This is a genomic window from Streptomyces sp. NPDC046909 (assembly GCF_040644695.1).
In the GTDB taxonomy this organism is placed as follows: domain Bacteria; phylum Actinomycetota; class Actinomycetes; order Streptomycetales; family Streptomycetaceae; genus Streptomyces.
Window position 1 is genome coordinate 455,997 of record NZ_JBEYXC010000007.1, and the last position, 15,395, is coordinate 471,391.

Annotated in this window: 15 protein-coding genes; 14 read left to right on the plus strand and 1 reads right to left on the minus strand. The window is 69.7% G+C overall.

Features of this window, described 5'->3' with window-relative positions:
• The first annotated feature begins 96 nt into the window (after positions 1 to 96).
• The 4 genes from ABZ928_RS25700 to nusB all read left to right on the plus strand — a co-directional run bounded on the left by ABZ928_RS25700 (position 97) and on the right by nusB (position 3,172).
• On the plus strand, positions 97 to 936 hold the full coding sequence (locus ABZ928_RS25700; protein WP_361523308.1) for a Pro-rich N-terminal domain-containing protein: 840 nt from the start codon (positions 97 to 99) through the stop codon (positions 934 to 936).
• 74 nt (positions 937 to 1,010) lie between these two features.
• Positions 1,011 to 2,117: an aminopeptidase P family protein gene (locus ABZ928_RS25705; RefSeq protein WP_361523311.1), complete on the plus strand. Its 1,107-nt coding sequence runs from the start codon at positions 1,011 to 1,013 to the stop codon at positions 2,115 to 2,117.
• Positions 2,118 to 2,168: 51 nt separating this feature from the next.
• Positions 2,169 to 2,735: an elongation factor P gene (gene efp, locus ABZ928_RS25710; RefSeq protein WP_351143765.1), complete on the plus strand. Its 567-nt coding sequence runs from the start codon at positions 2,169 to 2,171 to the stop codon at positions 2,733 to 2,735.
• Positions 2,736 to 2,737: 2 nt separating this feature from the next.
• Complete coding sequence (gene nusB, locus ABZ928_RS25715) at positions 2,738 to 3,172, plus strand: transcription antitermination factor NusB (protein WP_361523314.1); 435 nt, start codon at positions 2,738 to 2,740, stop codon at positions 3,170 to 3,172.
• A gap of 198 nt (positions 3,173 to 3,370) precedes the next feature.
• Here the strand turns inward: nusB and bldD are convergent, their stop codons facing one another.
• Positions 3,371 to 3,871 carry a transcriptional regulator BldD gene (bldD, locus tag ABZ928_RS25720; protein WP_003956405.1) on the minus strand — a complete coding sequence of 167 codons (501 nt, stop codon included), beginning with the start codon at positions 3,869 to 3,871 and terminating at the stop codon, positions 3,371 to 3,373.
• A 254-nt stretch (positions 3,872 to 4,125) separates the two neighbouring features.
• On the opposite strand from bldD, the gene pyrR reads away from it, so the two are divergent.
• From pyrR to gmk, 10 genes are all read left to right on the plus strand, one after another.
• Positions 4,126 to 4,704, plus strand: a complete 579-nt coding sequence (gene pyrR, locus ABZ928_RS25725) for a bifunctional pyr operon transcriptional regulator/uracil phosphoribosyltransferase PyrR (protein ID WP_361523317.1) — start codon at positions 4,126 to 4,128, stop codon at positions 4,702 to 4,704.
• Between the two features lie 78 nt (positions 4,705 to 4,782).
• A complete protein-coding gene (locus ABZ928_RS25730) occupies positions 4,783 to 5,760 on the plus strand; it encodes an aspartate carbamoyltransferase catalytic subunit (protein WP_361523319.1) in 978 nt (325 codons plus the stop codon).
• Between the two features lie 4 nt (positions 5,761 to 5,764).
• Positions 5,765 to 7,051: a dihydroorotase gene (locus tag ABZ928_RS25735; RefSeq protein ID WP_361523322.1), complete on the plus strand. Its 1,287-nt coding sequence runs from the start codon at positions 5,765 to 5,767 to the stop codon at positions 7,049 to 7,051.
• Positions 7,048 to 7,635, plus strand: coding sequence for a hypothetical protein (locus ABZ928_RS25740; protein ID WP_361523325.1), 588 nt, complete (start codon positions 7,048 to 7,050; stop codon positions 7,633 to 7,635). The genes ABZ928_RS25735 and ABZ928_RS25740 overlap by 4 nt, the downstream gene beginning before the upstream one ends.
• On the plus strand, positions 7,632 to 8,795 hold the full coding sequence (gene carA / locus ABZ928_RS25745) for a glutamine-hydrolyzing carbamoyl-phosphate synthase small subunit (protein WP_361523328.1): 1,164 nt from the start codon (positions 7,632 to 7,634) through the stop codon (positions 8,793 to 8,795). The genes ABZ928_RS25740 and carA overlap by 4 nt, the downstream gene beginning before the upstream one ends.
• Positions 8,788 to 12,096 carry a carbamoyl-phosphate synthase large subunit gene (gene carB, locus ABZ928_RS25750; RefSeq protein ID WP_361523331.1) on the plus strand — a complete coding sequence of 1,103 codons (3,309 nt, stop codon included), beginning with the start codon at positions 8,788 to 8,790 and terminating at the stop codon, positions 12,094 to 12,096. Before carA ends, carB begins: the two co-directional genes overlap by 8 nt.
• A 79-nt stretch (positions 12,097 to 12,175) precedes the next feature.
• Positions 12,176 to 13,282 (plus strand): quinone-dependent dihydroorotate dehydrogenase, encoded by a 1,107-nt coding sequence (locus tag ABZ928_RS25755; protein ID WP_361523334.1) that lies wholly within the window; start codon positions 12,176 to 12,178, stop codon positions 13,280 to 13,282.
• On the plus strand, positions 13,279 to 14,124 hold the full coding sequence (gene pyrF, locus ABZ928_RS25760; RefSeq protein WP_361523337.1) for an orotidine-5'-phosphate decarboxylase: 846 nt from the start codon (positions 13,279 to 13,281) through the stop codon (positions 14,122 to 14,124). Before ABZ928_RS25755 ends, pyrF begins: the two co-directional genes overlap by 4 nt.
• 299 nt (positions 14,125 to 14,423) lie before the next feature.
• On the plus strand, positions 14,424 to 14,747 hold the full coding sequence (locus ABZ928_RS25765; protein ID WP_003977346.1) for an integration host factor: 324 nt from the start codon (positions 14,424 to 14,426) through the stop codon (positions 14,745 to 14,747).
• Positions 14,748 to 14,807: 60 nt separating this feature from the next.
• Positions 14,808 to 15,365, plus strand: coding sequence for a guanylate kinase (gene gmk, locus ABZ928_RS25770; protein WP_361523340.1), 558 nt, complete (start codon positions 14,808 to 14,810; stop codon positions 15,363 to 15,365).
• Positions 15,366 to 15,395: the final 30 nt, after the last annotated feature.

Consider the following 15,395-nt stretch of genomic DNA (forward strand, 5'->3'; position numbering starts at 1 on the left):
ACCAAACGGCGGCCGGGGACGGTACCGTTCGGTAAGGAGTGGGGTTCGTGCCCTGCTGCCAGCGCCAATTGCCTGTATGAGACGGAGTGGCACCGGATGCAGCACGCAGTGGGTTCTCCGCTGCCGCCGCCCCACCAGCCGGGGCACGGACCGGCCGCCGGCTGGTCGCCGGCCGCACATCACCCGGGTCCCCACCACCCGGGTGCGCACCAGGGCTCGGCCCCGGTGCCCCCACCGCCCCCCGCCCCGGGCTTCGCCCCCCAGCCGCCACCCCAGGCCCCCGCGGCCCCGGACACCACCGGTCATGTACCGCTGCCCCCCGGTGGCCCGGTCGGCGTCCCCTCGGCCCCGCCCGCCATGGCCGCCCCCGACCTCGCCGGTACGACCCTCGCGGTCCTGCTGATCGGCCCCGCGGGCGCCGGCAAGACGAGTGTCGCCAAGTACTGGGCCGACCACCGCCGGGTCCCCACCGCCCACATCAGCCTCGACGACGTCCGCGAATGGGTCCGCTCCGGCTTCGCCGACCCCCAGTCCGGCTGGAACGACCACTCCGAGGCCCAGTACCGTCTCGCCCGCCGCACCTGCGGCTTCGCCGCCCGCAACTTCCTCGCCAACGGCATCTCCTGCATCCTCGACGACGCGGTCTTCCCGGACCGCCCGGTCGTCGGCCTCGGCGGCTGGAAGAGGCATGTGGGGCCAGGTCTGCTGCCGGTGGTCCTCCTCCCGGGACTTGAGATCGTCCTGGAGCGCAACGCCGAACGGTCCGGAAACCGCCGCCTCACGGACGAGGAGGTGGCCCGCATCCATGGCCGTATGGCGGGCTGGTACGGCTCGGGTCTGCCGATCATCGACAACTCACAGCTGGACGTACCGCAGACGGCACGGGTCCTGGACGACGTACTCGCCCGGTCCATCGCAAGCCCGCCTAGCTGGTAGCGCCCCGATAGGGGACGTACCCACTCGGCCTCTCCCAACCGGCGCCCGACCTGCGGGACTCCTACGCTGCTGTCATGTCAGAGGTCTACGCGGCCCGCCGCACCAGAGTGAGGGAACGCTGCAACGCCGTCGGCAGCGCGGCAGCAGTCGTCACCCGCCCCGCCAACGTGCGCTACCTCGCGGGTGCGGCCCCGCATGGTGCCGTACTGCTCCTCGGTAAGACCGAGGACCTCCTGGTGTGCGTAGGCCCACCGGACGACCGTCAGCCCGAGAGCCGCCCGGACGAGGCGCTGCGCCTCCATGTGCTCCCCGGCGCCGCAGGTGACCCCGCCGTTGCCGCGGCCGACCTCGCGGCAGCGCAGGGCGGCGACTCCCTCGCCGTGGAGGAACACCACCTCACCGTCACCCGGCACAGAGCCATCCGCTCGGTCGCCCCCCGCCTGCGCCTCGCGGACCTCGGCGGAGCCGTCGAACAGCTCAGGGTCGTCAAGGACGAGGAGGAGATCTCCTGCCTGCGCATCGGCGCGGAGATCGCCGACCAGGCCCTCGGTGAGCTCCTGGAGTCGATCCTCGTCGGCCGTACCGAGAGACACCTCGCCCTGGAACTGGAGCGCCGTCTGGTGGACCACGGCGCCGACGGACCGGCGTTCCTGACGTCCGTCGCGACCGGCCCGAACTCCGGCAGACGCGCCCACCGCCCCACCGACCGCCGCGTCGAGGAGGGCGACTTCCTCTCCGTGTGCCTCGGGGCGACGTACCGCGGCTACCGCTGTGAGATCGGCCGTACTTTCGTGATCGGTACGTCGCCGGCCGACTGGCAGATCGAGCTGTACGACCTCGTCTTCGCCGCCCAGCGCGCCGGACGGGAGTCCCTCGCACCCGGTGCCGCCTACCGTGATGTGGACCGCGCGGCACGGCAGGTGCTGGACTCCGCGGGGTACGGAGAGGGCCTTCCGGCCTTGACGGGACATGGCGTGGGACTCGAAATCGACGAGGACCCGCAGCTGGCCCCCGCGGCCATGGGTAAACTGGACGCTTGCGTGCCGGTCACCGTCGAACCGGGGGTCCACCTCCCGGGCCGGGGCGGTGTCCGGATCGATGACACGCTCGTCGTCCGCCCCGAGGCGGACGGCGGACCCGAGCTACTCACCATCACGACCAAGGAGCTGCTCGCCCTCTAGGCAGAGGCGTGCACCGGGGTCGTCCACGTCAGTCCAGGAGATTCCGCAACCGTGGCTTCCACGAACGACCTCAAGAACGGCCTGGTGCTCAAGCTCGAAGGCGGCCAGCTCTGGTCCGTCGTCGAGTTCCAGCACGTCAAGCCCGGCAAGGGCCCGGCCTTCGTGCGCACCAAGCTCAAGAACGTGCTGTCCGGCAAGGTCGTCGACAAGACGTTCAACGCCGGCGTCAAGGTCGAGACGGCCACTGTCGACAAGCGCGACATGCAGTTCTCGTACATGGACGGCGAGTACTTCGTGTTCATGGACATGGACACCTACGACCAGCTGATGATCGACCGCAAGACGGTCGGCGACGCCGCCAACTTCCTGATCGAGGGCTTCACGGCCGTCGTCGCGCAGCACGAGGGCGAGGTGCTCTTCGTCGAGCTGCCGGCCGCCGTCGAGCTCGTCGTCCAGGAGACCGAGCCGGGCCTGCAGGGCGACCGCTCCACCGGTGGCACCAAGCCCGCCACCCTGGAGACCGGTCACCAGATCCAGGTCCCGCTCTTCATCACCACCGGTGAGAAGATCAAGGTCGACACCCGCACCAGCGACTACCTCGGCCGGGTGAACAGCTAACCGTGGCTGCCCGCAACACGGCCCGCAAGCGCGCCTTCCAGATCCTCTTCGAGGGCGACCAGCGCGGCGCGGACGTCCTGACGGTCCTCGCGGACTGGATCCGGCTGTCCCGGGACGACACCCGGCAGCCGCCGGTCAGCGAGTACACGATGCAGCTGGTCGAGGGCTACGCCGTACAGGCGAAGCGCATCGACGAGCTGCTCGCGCAGTACTCCGTCGGCTGGACGCTGGACCGGATGCCGGTCGTGGACCGCAACATCCTGCGTCTCGGTGCCTACGAGCTGATCTGGGTCGACGGGACCCCGGACGCCGTGGTCCTCGACGAGGCGGTGCAGCTGGCGAAGGAGTTCTCCACGGACGAGTCGCCGGCGTTCGTGAACGGCCTGCTGGGCCGTCTCAAGGACCTGAAGCCGTCTCTCCGTCGGGACGAGGCCTGAGAGGCCCCGCCGCCAGAGGCACGACATGCCATCGCCAGAGGCACGACATGCCAGAGGGCCCGCAGCGTGATTGCTGCGGGCCCTCTGGCATTCCCGTACCTCCGCGCCCCTGGAGGGCCGCAGAACGCCGCCGGGGTGGCCGGAACCGTGAAGTTCCGGCCACCCCGGCGGCACGTTTCTGCTGAGGCGTGGGGCGGCTCAGCTCTCCTCGTGGGAGACCGCGCGACGCGCGTCCGCGTCCAGGACGCCCCAGCTGATCAGCTGCTCGGTGAGGACCGAGGGCGACTGGTCGTAGATGACGGCGAGTGTGCGCAGGTCGTCCTGGCGGATGGAGAGCACCTTGCCGTTGTAGTCACCGCGCTGCGACTGGATCGTCGCCGCGTAGCGCTGGAGGGGGCCCGCCTTCTCGGCCGGTACGTGGGCCAGCCGCTCCAGGTCGAGGACCAGCTTCGGCGGCGGCTCGGCGGCGCCGCCCGGCGTGGTGCCCGGCAGCAGCTCCTGGACGGGTACGCCGTAGAAATCCGCCAGCTCGGCGAGACGCTGCACGGTGACGGCACGGTCGCCACGCTCGTACGAACCGACCACGACCGCCTTCCAGCGTCCCTGGGACTTCTCCTCGACACCGTGGAGGGAAAGGCCCTGCTGGGTGCGGATGGCCCGGAGCTTGGCCCCGAGCTGTTTGGCGTATTCGCTGGACATATAGCTCCCCGGACACTGGATCGACGCGACTGGGTTGGTTTCCATGCCGCGCGTCTGGTAACTCACTGTGAGGTTACGCAGCGTGACTCTTGCGCGTCAAGCCGAATGGTCCACACCGACTCTTCCGTGAGCGTGGTGGCCGATTAGGCCAGGGGGGTGATCGGGGCGGCCGGACCGGCCTGCTACCGTGGATGGCGCAATTCCGACGTCCTTTAAGGTCCGTCCCGTGAGGCGGAGAAGGGGGTCCGTTTCGTATGGACAAGAAGCAGGACACACAGCAGGACGCACAGTCCGATGCCCGGCCCGTGCTCGAAGGCCCGGACATCGCGCGGGTACTGACCCGCATCGCCCACGAGATCGTCGAACGCGCCAAGGGCGCCGACGACGTGGTGCTCCTCGGGATTCCGACCCGGGGCGTCTTCCTCGCCCAGCGGCTCGCCGCCAAGCTGGAGGAGATCACCGACCGCAAGATTCCGGTCGGTTCGCTCGACATCACCATGTACCGGGACGATCTGCGGATGCACCCGCCGCGTGCGCTGGCCCGCACCGAGATCCCCGGTGACGGCATCGACGGCCGCCTCGTCGTCCTCGTCGACGACGTGCTCTTCTCCGGCCGCACCATCCGCGCCGCCCTCGACGCCCTGAACGACATCGGGCGTCCGCGCGCGGTGCAGCTCGCGGTCCTCGTCGACCGCGGCCACCGTGAACTGCCCATCCGCGCCGACTACGTCGGCAAGAACCTCCCCACGTCGTTGCGGGAGACGGTCAAGGTCCAGCTCGCCGAGGAGGACGGTCGCGACACCGTGCTGCTCGGTGCCAAGCCGACCCCGTAGCAAGCCGACCGGGACGCCTCTCCTCGGCATGCCCGCACTTGCCCGTAATCTCCCGAACTTCCTTACGGAGCCTGACAGATGCAGCGTCATCTCATCTCGGCCGCCGACCTCACCCGCGACGACGCCGTCCTGATCCTCGACACCGCCGAGGAGATGGCCCGGGTCGCCGACCGGCCCATCAAGAAGCTGCCGACCCTGCGCGGCCGCACCATCGTCAACCTCTTCTTCGAGGACTCCACGCGCACGCGTATCTCCTTCGAAGCCGCCGAGAAGCGCCTCTCGGCGGACGTCATCAACTTCACGGCCAAGGGGTCGAGCGTGTCCAAGGGCGAGTCCCTCAAGGACACCGCCCAGACCCTCGAAGCCATGGGCGTCGACGCCGTCGTCATCCGGCACGGCGCCTCCGGAGCCCCGTACCGGCTCGCCACCTCCGGCTGGATCGACGCGGCCGTCATCAACGCCGGTGACGGCACCCACCAGCACCCCACACAGGCCCTGTTGGACGCCTTCACCATGCGTCGCCGGCTCGTCGGCCGGGACGCCGGGATCGGCCAGGACCTGTCCGGGCGGCGCATCACGATCGTCGGCGACGTCCTGCACAGCCGGGTCGCCCGCTCCAACGTCGACCTGCTGCACACCCTCGGCGCCGAGGTCACCCTCGTCGCCCCGCCCACCCTGGTGCCGGTCGGCGTCGAGACCTGGCCGTGCGAGGTGTCGTACGACCTGGACCGCACGCTCGCCAAGTCCGACGCGGTGATGATGCTGCGCGTGCAGCGCGAGCGGATGAACGCCGCGTTCTTCCCGACCGAGCGCGAGTACTCGCGGCGCTACGGCCTCGACGGCGAGCGCATGGCGAAGATGCCCGAGCACGCCATCGTGATGCACCCCGGGCCGATGGTCCGCGGTATGGAGATCACCGCCGAGGTCGCCGACTCCGACCGCTGCACCGTTGTCGAGCAGGTCGCAAACGGAGTCTCCATCCGGATGGCCGTTCTGTACCTGCTGCTCGGTGGCAACGAGCCCGCCGTCAGCCACACCCGTACCGAGGAGAAGTAAGACCATGAGCAAGATCCTGATCCGTGGTGCGAAGGTGCTCGGCGGCGAGCCGCAGGACGTCTTGATCAGCGGTTCCTTGATCGAAGCGGTCGGCCAGGGGCTCTCGGACGAGGGCGCCGAGGTCGTCGAGGCCGCCGGCAAGGTCCTGCTGCCGGGACTGGTCGACCTGCACACCCATCTGCGCGAGCCCGGCCGTGAGGACTCCGAGACCGTGCTGACCGGCACGCGCGCGGCGGCCTCCGGTGGCTACACCGCCGTGTTCGCCATGGCCAACACCTTCCCGGTCGCCGACACCGCCGGCGTGGTCGAGCAGGTCTACCGGCTCGGCCAGGAACACGGGTACTGCGACGTGCAGCCCATCGGCGCCGTCACGGTCGGCCTGGAGGGCAAGAAGCTCGCCGAGCTCGGTGCCATGCACGAGTCGGCCGCCGGGGTCACCGTCTTCTCGGACGACGGCAAGTGCGTCGACGACGCGGTGATCATGCGCCGGGCGCTGGAGTACGTGAAGGCCTTCGGCGGGGTCGTCGCCCAGCACGCGCAGGAGCCGCGGCTGACCGAGGGCGCCCAGATGAACGAGGGGATCGTCTCCGCCGAGCTGGGGCTCGGGGGCTGGCCCGCGGTGGCCGAAGAATCGATCATCGCCCGGGATGTCCTGCTTGCCGAGCACGTCGGCTCCCGCGTCCACATCTGCCACCTGTCGACCGCCGGGTCCGTCGAGATCGTCCGCTGGGCCAAGTCCCGCGGCATCGACGTCACCGCCGAGGTCACCCCGCACCACCTGCTCCTCACCGACGAGCTGGTGCGCACCTACAACCCGGTCTACAAGGTCAACCCGCCGCTGCGCACCGAGCGCGACGTGCTGGCCCTGCGCGAGGCGCTCGCCGACGGCACGATCGACATCGTCGCCACCGACCACGCCCCGCACCCGCACGAGGACAAGGACTGCGAGTGGGCCGCGGCCGCCATGGGGATGGTGGGCCTGGAGACCGCGTTGTCAGTGGTGCAGGAGACCATGGTGGACACCGGGCTCCTCACCTGGGCCGGGGTCGCCGACCGCATGTCCTTCAAGCCCGCCCGGATCGGGCAGGCCAAGGGCCACGGGCGTCCCGTCTCGGCAGGTGAGCCCGCCAACCTCACGCTCGTCGACACGGAATACCGTGGGGATGTGGACCCCGCGGGCTTCGCCTCGCGCAGCCGGAACACCCCGTACGAGGGGCGTGAGCTGCCGGGCCGTGTGACGCACACGTGGCTCCGGGGCAAGGCCACGCTCGTCGACGGGAAGCTCACGTGACACCTGCACCTGTAACCCTGCTGGCCGCCGATCTCGCCGCCGAGCAGAAATCGGCTGAGGTCACCGACTGGGCCGCCCGTATCGGCTGGCTCGTCGGCCTCGCGCTGTTCGTCGCGCTCATCTACTGGCTGATGCGCGAGGGCTGGAAGTGGCGCGGCACGCTCCAGGGCGATCTGCCCGAGCTGCCCAGCGCGCCGGACGACCTCGGTGCGGCGAGACTGACGATGAGCGGCCGCTACCACGGCTCCACCACCGCCGGGCAGTGGCTCGACCGCATCGTGGCGCACGGCCTCGGCACCCGCAGCCTGGTCGAGCTCACGCTGACGGACGCGGGACTGGACGTCGTACGCCCCGGCGCGACCGACTTCTTCATCCCGGTCGGCGCACTGCGGGAGGCCGTGCTCGGCAAGGGCATCGCCGGCAAGGTCCTCACCGAGGGCGGGCTGCTGATCGTGACCTGGGAGCACGGCGACCGGCTGATCGACTCCGGGTTCCGCTCCGACCGCGCGGCCGAGCACAACGAGTGGGTCGACGTCATTAACTCCATGATCAACAAGAAGACGGAAACGGAAGGCGCACGATGACGACCTCCACAAGGGGAGCCTCGAAGGTTCCCGCGGTACTCGTCCTGGAGGACGGCCGGATCTTCCGCGGCCGTGCCTACGGGGCCGTGGGGGAGACCTTCGGCGAGGCCGTGTTCTCCACCGGCATGACCGGCTACCAGGAGACCCTGACCGACCCGTCGTACCACCGTCAGGTCGTCGTGATGACCGCCCCGCACGTCGGCAACACCGGCGTCAACGACGAGGACCCCGAGTCGCAGCGGATCTGGGTCGCCGGATACGTCGTGCGCGACCCCGCGCGCGTGCCCTCGAACTGGCGGGCCAAGCGCTCCCTCGACGAGGAGCTCGCCGCACAGGGCGTCGTCGGCATCTCCGGCATCGACACCCGCGCCCTGACCCGGCATCTGCGCGAGCGCGGCGCCATGCGCGTCGGCATCTTCTCCGGCGAGGCGTGGACCGGCGTCCGCGAGTCGGCCCTCCTCGCCAAGGTCCAGGCCGCCCCCGAGATGAAGGGCGCCGACCTGTCCGCCGAGGTCGCCACTAAGGAGGCGTACGTCGTCCCCGCGATCGGCGAGAAGAAGTTCACCGTCGCCGCCGTCGACCTCGGCATCAAGGGCATGACCCCGCACCGCATGGCCGAGCGCGGCATCGAGGTGCACGTCCTGCCCGCCACGGCGACCGTCGAAGACGTCTACGCCGTCAACCCGGACGGCGTCTTCTTCTCCAACGGGCCGGGCGACCCGGCCTCCGCCGACCACCCGGTCGCCGTCATGCGGGCGGTCCTGGAGCGTGGCACCCCGCTCTTCGGCATCTGCTTCGGCAACCAGATCCTGGGCCGCGCGCTCGGCTTCGGCACCTACAAGCTGAAGTACGGCCACCGCGGCATCAACCAGCCGGTGCAGGACCGTACGACCGGCAAGGTCGAGGTCACCGCGCACAACCACGGCTTCGCCGTCGACGCCCCGCTCGACCAGGTGTCCGACACCCCCTACGGCCGCGCCGAGGTCTCCCACGTCTGCCTCAACGACAACGTGGTGGAGGGGCTGCGGCTCCTCGACCGACCGGCCTTCAGCGTCCAGTACCACCCCGAAGCGGCAGCGGGTCCGCACGACGCCGCCTACCTGTTTGACCGCTTCACGTCTTTGATGAGCACCGCTTCGTTGGAGGGCCAGCGTGCCTAAGCGCACCGATATCCAGTCCGTCCTGGTCATCGGCTCCGGCCCGATCGTCATCGGCCAGGCCGCCGAGTTCGACTACTCCGGGACCCAGGCCTGCCGCATCCTGCGCGCTGAGGGCCTCCGGGTCATCCTGGTCAACTCCAACCCGGCGACGATCATGACCGACCCGGAGATCGCCGACGCCACGTACGTCGAACCGATCACCCCGGAGTTCGTCGAGAAGATCATCGCCAAGGAGCGCCCCGACGCCCTGCTGCCCACCCTGGGCGGCCAGACGGCCCTCAACACGGCCATCTCGCTGCACGAGGCGGGCACGCTGGAGAAGTACGGCGTCGAGCTGATCGGCGCCAACGTCGAGGCCATCAACAAGGGCGAGGACCGCGACCTCTTCAAGGGCGTCGTCGAGGCCGTCAACGCGAAGATCGGCCACGGCGAGTCCGCCCGCTCGGTCATCTGCCACTCCATGGACGACGTCCTCAAGGGCGTCGACACGCTCGGCGGCTACCCGGTCGTCGTCCGCCCGTCCTTCACGATGGGCGGCGCCGGCTCCGGCTTCGCCCACGACGAGGACGAGCTGCGCCGCATCGCGGGTCAGGGCCTCACGCTCTCCCCGACCACCGAGGTGCTCCTGGAGGAGTCCATCCTCGGCTGGAAGGAGTACGAGCTGGAGCTGATGCGCGACACCAACGACAACGTCGTGGTCGTCTGCTCCATCGAGAACTTCGACCCCATGGGCGTGCACACCGGCGACTCGATCACCGTCGCCCCGGCCATGACGCTCACCGACCGCGAGTACCAGCGGCTGCGCGACATCGGCATCGCGATCATCCGCGAGGTCGGCGTCGACACCGGCGGCTGCAACATCCAGTTCGCGATCAACCCCGAGGACGGTCGCGTGATCGTCATCGAGATGAACCCGCGCGTGTCGCGTTCCTCGGCCCTGGCCTCCAAGGCGACCGGCTTCCCGATCGCCAAGATCGCCGCCAAGCTGGCCGTGGGCTACACGCTGGACGAGATCCCGAACGACATCACGCAGGAGACCCCGGCCTCCTTCGAGCCCACGCTCGACTACGTGGTCGTGAAGGCCCCGCGTTTCGCCTTCGAGAAGTTCCCGCAGGCCGACTCCACGCTGACCACGACCATGAAGTCGGTCGGCGAAGCCATGGCCATCGGCCGCAACTTCACCGAGGCCTTCCAGAAGGCGCTGCGCTCGCTGGAGAAGAAGGGCAGCCAGTTCACCTTCGTCGGCGAGCCCGGCGACAAGCAGGCCCTGCTCACGGAATCCGTACGGCCCACCGACGGCCGGATCAACACCGTCATGCAGGCCATCCGCGCGGGCGCCACGCAGGAGGAGATCTTCGAGTACACGAAGATCGACCCCTGGTTCGTCGACCAGCTCTTCCTCATCAAGGAGATCGCCGACGAGCTCGCCGAGGCGCCGGAGCTGACGAAGGACCTCATCGCCGAGGCCAAGCGGCACGGCTTCTCCGACCAGCAGATCGGCGAGATCCGCGGCCTGCGCGAGGACGTCGTCCGCGAGGTCCGGCACGCGCTCGGCATCCGCCCGGTCTACAAGACGGTCGACACCTGCGCCGCCGAGTTCGCCGCGCAGACGCCGTACTTCTACTCCTCCTACGACGAGGAGACGGAGGTCGCGCCCCGCGAGAAGCCGGCCGTCATCATCCTCGGCTCCGGCCCCAACCGCATCGGCCAGGGCATCGAGTTCGACTACTCCTGCGTCCACGCCTCCTTCGCGCTGAGCGACGCCGGGTACGAGACCGTGATGGTCAACTGCAACCCCGAGACCGTCTCCACGGACTACGACACCTCCGACCGCCTGTACTTCGAGCCGCTGACGCTCGAAGACGTACTGGAGATCGTCCACGCGGAGTCCCTCGCGGGCCCCATCGCCGGTGTCGTCGTCCAGCTGGGCGGCCAGACCCCGCTGGGCCTGGCGCAGGCGCTCAAGGACAACGGCGTGCCGATCGTCGGCACCTCGCCCGAGGCCATCCACGCGGCCGAGGACCGGGGCGCCTTCGGACGCGTGCTCGCCGAGGCGGGCCTCCCGGCCCCCAAGCACGGCACCGCCACCACCTTCGCCGAGGCCAAGGCCATCGCCGACGAGATCGGCTACCCGGTCCTGGTGCGGCCGTCGTACGTCCTCGGCGGACGCGGCATGGAGATCGTCTACGACGAGACCCGCCTCGCCTCCTACATCGCCGAGTCGACCGAGATCAGCCCCTCCCGGCCGGTCCTCGTCGACCGCTTCCTCGACGACGCCATCGAGATCGACGTCGACGCCCTCTACGACGGCACCGAGCTCTACCTCGGCGGCGTCATGGAGCACATCGAGGAGGCCGGCATCCACTCCGGCGACTCGGCGTGCGCCCTGCCCCCGATCACGCTGGGCGGCTTCGACATCAAGCGCCTGCGGGCCTCGACGGAAGCCATCGCTCGCGGTGTCGGTGTACGCGGCCTGATCAACATCCAGTTCGCGATGGCCGGCGACATCCTCTACGTCCTGGAGGCCAACCCGCGCGCGTCCCGCACCGTCCCCTTCACCTCGAAGGCGACCGCGGTACCGCTGGCCAAGGCCGCCGCCCGTATCTCGCTGGGCGCGACCATCGCCGAACTGCGCGCCGAAGGGCTGCTCCCGGCGAACAGCGACGGCGGCGAGCTGCCGTTCGACGCGCCGATCTCCGTCAAGGAGGCCGTCATGCCGTGGTCCCGCTTCCGGGACATCCACGGCCGCGGCGTCGACACCGTCCTCGGCCCGGAGATGCGCTCCACCGGCGAGGTCATGGGCATCGACTCCGTCTTCGGCACGGCGTACGCCAAGTCGCAGGCCGGCGCCTACGGCCCGCTGCCCACCAAGGGCCGCGCGTTCATCTCGGTCGCCAACCGCGACAAGCGCTCGATGATCTTCCCGGCGCGCGAGCTGGTCGCCCACGGCTTCGAGCTTCTCGCCACCTCCGGCACCGCCGAGGTCCTCAAGCGCAACGGCATCAACGCCACCATCGTGCGCAAGCAGTCCGAGGGCACCGGCCCGGGCGGCGAGAAGACCATCGTCCAGCTCATCCACGACGGCGAGGTCGACCTCATCGTCAACACCCCGTACGGCACGGGTGGCCGCCTCGACGGCTACGAGATCCGTACGGCGGCCGTGGCGCGGTCGGTTCCGTGTCTGACGACGGTCCAGGCACTCGCCGCGGCCGTCCAGGGCATCGACGCCCTCAACCACGGTGACGTGGGCGTCCGTTCGCTCCAGGAACACGCGGAACACCTGACCGCGGCCCGCGACTAGCAGCCCTGAGGGGGACACCGGAAACGGTGTCCCCCTCTTCATGAGGCATGAGGTCACCTGAGACTTCAAGAGGACACCGATGTACAAGATCTTTTTCAAGCTCGTCTTCAAACGGATGGACCCGGAGCGGGCGCACTACACGGCCTTCCGCTGGATCCGCCTCGCCGTCCGCGTCCCCGTGCTGCGCACCTTCGTCGCCGCCGCGCTCGCGCCCCGCTACGAGGAACTGCGCACCGAGGCCTTCGGCCTCCGGATGCACGGCCCCTTCGGGCTGGCCGCCGGCTTCGACAAGAACGCGGTCGCCATCGACGGCATGTCGATGCTCGGCTTCGACCACGTCGAGATCGGCACGGTCACCGGGGAGGCCCAGCCCGGCAACCCCAAGAAGCGGTTGTTCCGGCTCGTAAAGGACCGCGCGCTCATCAACCGCATGGGCTTCAACAACGAGGGTTCGCTGGCCGTAGCGGCCCGCCTGGCGTCCCGTACGCCCGTCTTCAAGACGGTCGTGGGCGTCAACATCGGCAAGACCAAGGTCGTACCGGAGGACGAGGCCGCCGCCGACTACGTGAAGTCGACCGAGCGGCTCGCGCCGTACGCCGACTACCTGGTCGTGAACGTGTCGTCGCCCAACACGCCCGGGCTGCGCAACCTCCAGGCCACCGAGGCGCTGCGGCCGCTCCTGACCGCCGTGCGCGAGGCCGCCGACCGTACGGTCACCTCGCGGCGCGTCCCGCTCCTGGTGAAGATCGCGCCCGACCTCGCGGATGAGGACGTCGACGCGGTCGCCGACCTGGCCGTCGAGCTCGGCCTGGACGGGATCATCGCCACGAACACCACCATCGCGCGCGAGGGACTCGGTCTGACATCCGAACCCTCGCTCGTGAAGGAGACCGGCGGGCTGTCCGGCGCGCCGCTGAAGGCGCGCTCCCTGGAGGTGCTCAGGCGCCTCTACGCGCGCGTGGGCGACCGCATCACCCTCGTGGGCGTCGGCGGCATCGAGGACGCCGAGGACGCCTGGCAGCGCATCCTCGCCGGTGCCACGCTCGTACAGGGCTACAGCGCGTTCATCTACGAGGGGCCCTTCTGGGGCCGCGCGATCCACAAGGGGCTCGCCGCGCGCCTGCGCACGAGCCCGTACGCCACTCTCGCCGACGCGGTCGGCGCCGACGTGAGGAAGACGGCATGAGCTCTCTCGAACCCTTCGGCGCACGCCTTCGCCACGCCATGGACGAGCGCGGCCCGCTGTGCGTCGGCATCGACCCGCACGCCTCCCTGCTGACCGAGTGGGGCCTCAACGACGACGTGGCCGGTCTGGAGCGGTTCAGCCGCACGGTCGTCGAGGCCGTGGCCGACCGCGTCGCCGTCCTGAAGCCGCAGAGCGCGTTCTTCGAGCGGTTCGGCTCGCGCGGGGTCGCCGTACTGGAGAAGTCGGTCGAGGAGGCGCGGGCGGCCGGTGCGCTGGTCGTCATGGACGCCAAGCGCGGCGACATCGGCTCGACCATGGCCGCGTACGCCGAGTCCTTCCTGCACAAGGACTCGCCGCTGTTCTCCGACGCGCTGACCGTCTCGCCGTATCTCGGCTACGGCTCGCTCTCGCCGGCGGTCGCGCTGGCGCGGGAGAGCGGCGCTGGCCTGTTCGTGCTGGCGCTCACCTCCAACCCCGAGGGCGGCGAGGTGCAGCACGCGGTCCGCGCGGACGGCCGGAACGTCGGCGCGACGATGCTGGGGCACCTGGCGGCCGAGAACACGGGGGAGGAGCCCCTCGGGTCCTTCGGTGCCGTCGTCGGTGCCACGCTCGGCGATCTGTCGTCCTACGACCTGGACATCAACGGACCGCTCCTCGCGCCCGGCATCGGCGCCCAGGGGGCCACTCCGGCGGACCTTCCCCAGGTGTTCGGGTCCGTGGTGCGCAACGTCGTCCCCAACGTCAGCCGGGGTGTGCTGCGGCACGGTCCCGACGTCGGAGCGCTGCGGGCGGCCGCGGAGCGGTTCGCGGAGGAGACCAGGGCGGCCGTGGCGCTCGTATGACAGTCGTCTGACGGTCGTCCAGGGCGTTCGAGACGCGCTCGGGAGACCTCCGATGAGTGCTTCCAGGGCGACTTGAGGCTGAATACATCCTCAAATCCGGGGCAGTTTGTCTGAAATGTCCGGCCTGACGGAGGCTGACCAGGACTTTTCCGCTGTTCTCGCTGACTCTGGCGGACTTGGCCGCTAGTCTCCGAGCAGAGTCAACGGGCAAGCGTGTTGCTCGTGGCTCGCCAGGTGTGGGGCGACTAGGTTCCTCACCGGTCCGTATCCGACAGTTCAACATCCGAGGTGACGTAGGCGTGGCTCTTCCGCCCCTTACCCCTGAACAGCGCGCAGCCGCGCTCGAAAAGGCCGCCGCGGCTCGCCGGGAGCGGGCCGAGGTCAAGAATCGACTCAAGCACTCCGGCGCCTCTCTTCACGAGGTCATCAAGCAGGGCCAGGAGAACGACGTCATCGGCAAGATGAAGGTCTCCGCCCTGCTCGAGTCCCTGCCGGGCGTGGGCAAGGTCCGCGCCAAGCAGATCATGGAGCGTCTGGGCATCTCCGAGAGCCGCCGTGTGCGTGGTCTCGGCTCGAACCAGATCGCTTCCCTGGAGCGTGAGTTCGGCAGCACCGGTTCCTGAGTCCGGCCCGCTCCGGACCGGGAGTCCCGGGCACTCCGGGATTGCTGGAATAATCGCTGCATGAGTGAACGTCCGCGGCTGACCGTGCTCTCCGGCCCCTCAGGGGTCGGCAAGAGCACGGTCGTCGCCCATATGCGCAAGGAACACCCCGAGGTCTGGCTCTCGGTGTCGGCGACGACCCGCAAGCCCCGCCCCGGCGAGAAGCACGGTGTCCACTACTTCTTCGTCACCGACGAGGAGATGGACAAGCTGATCGCCAACGGTGAGCTGCTGGAGTGGGCCGAGTTTGCCGGCAACCGTTACGGCACCCCGCGCGACGCGGTGCTGCAGCGGCTGGAGGCGGGTGAGCCGGTCCTCCTGGAGATCGACCTCCAGGGCGCCCGGCAGGTCCGCGAGTCCATGCCCGAGGCCCAGCTGGTGTTCCTGGCTCCGCCCTCCTGGGAGGAGCTCGTGCGCAGGCTCACGGGACGTGGCACCGAGCCGCCCGAGGTGATCGAACGTCGCCTGGAGGCGGCGAAGGTCGAACTGGCGGCCGAGCCGGAGTTCGACGAGACCTTGGTCAACACCTCCGTCGAGGACGTGGCGCGCGAGCTGCTAGCCTTGATGGACGTTGTGTGATCGATGCTGTTCGATCGGCGTTGATCACTC

Excerpts from the sequence above, each read along its gene's own strand:
- ABZ928_RS25700 (WP_361523308.1), top strand. The coding sequence starts at position 97 with ATGCAGCACGCAGTGGGTTCTCCGCTGCCGCCGCCCCACCAGCCGGGG.
- ABZ928_RS25705 (WP_361523311.1), top strand. The coding sequence starts at position 1,011 with ATGTCAGAGGTCTACGCGGCCCGCCGCACCAGAGTGAGGGAACGCTGC.
- bldD (WP_003956405.1), bottom strand. The coding sequence starts at position 3,871 with ATGTCCAGCGAATACGCCAAACAGCTCGGGGCCAAGCTCCGGGCCATC.
- pyrR (WP_361523317.1), top strand. The coding sequence starts at position 4,126 with ATGGACAAGAAGCAGGACACACAGCAGGACGCACAGTCCGATGCCCGG.
- ABZ928_RS25730 (WP_361523319.1), top strand. The coding sequence starts at position 4,783 with ATGCAGCGTCATCTCATCTCGGCCGCCGACCTCACCCGCGACGACGCC.
- ABZ928_RS25735 (WP_361523322.1), top strand. The coding sequence starts at position 5,765 with ATGAGCAAGATCCTGATCCGTGGTGCGAAGGTGCTCGGCGGCGAGCCG.
- carA (WP_361523328.1), top strand. The coding sequence starts at position 7,632 with ATGACGACCTCCACAAGGGGAGCCTCGAAGGTTCCCGCGGTACTCGTC.
- ABZ928_RS25755 (WP_361523334.1), top strand. The coding sequence starts at position 12,176 with ATGTACAAGATCTTTTTCAAGCTCGTCTTCAAACGGATGGACCCGGAG.
- pyrF (WP_361523337.1), top strand. The coding sequence starts at position 13,279 with ATGAGCTCTCTCGAACCCTTCGGCGCACGCCTTCGCCACGCCATGGAC.
- gmk (WP_361523340.1), top strand. The coding sequence starts at position 14,808 with ATGAGTGAACGTCCGCGGCTGACCGTGCTCTCCGGCCCCTCAGGGGTC.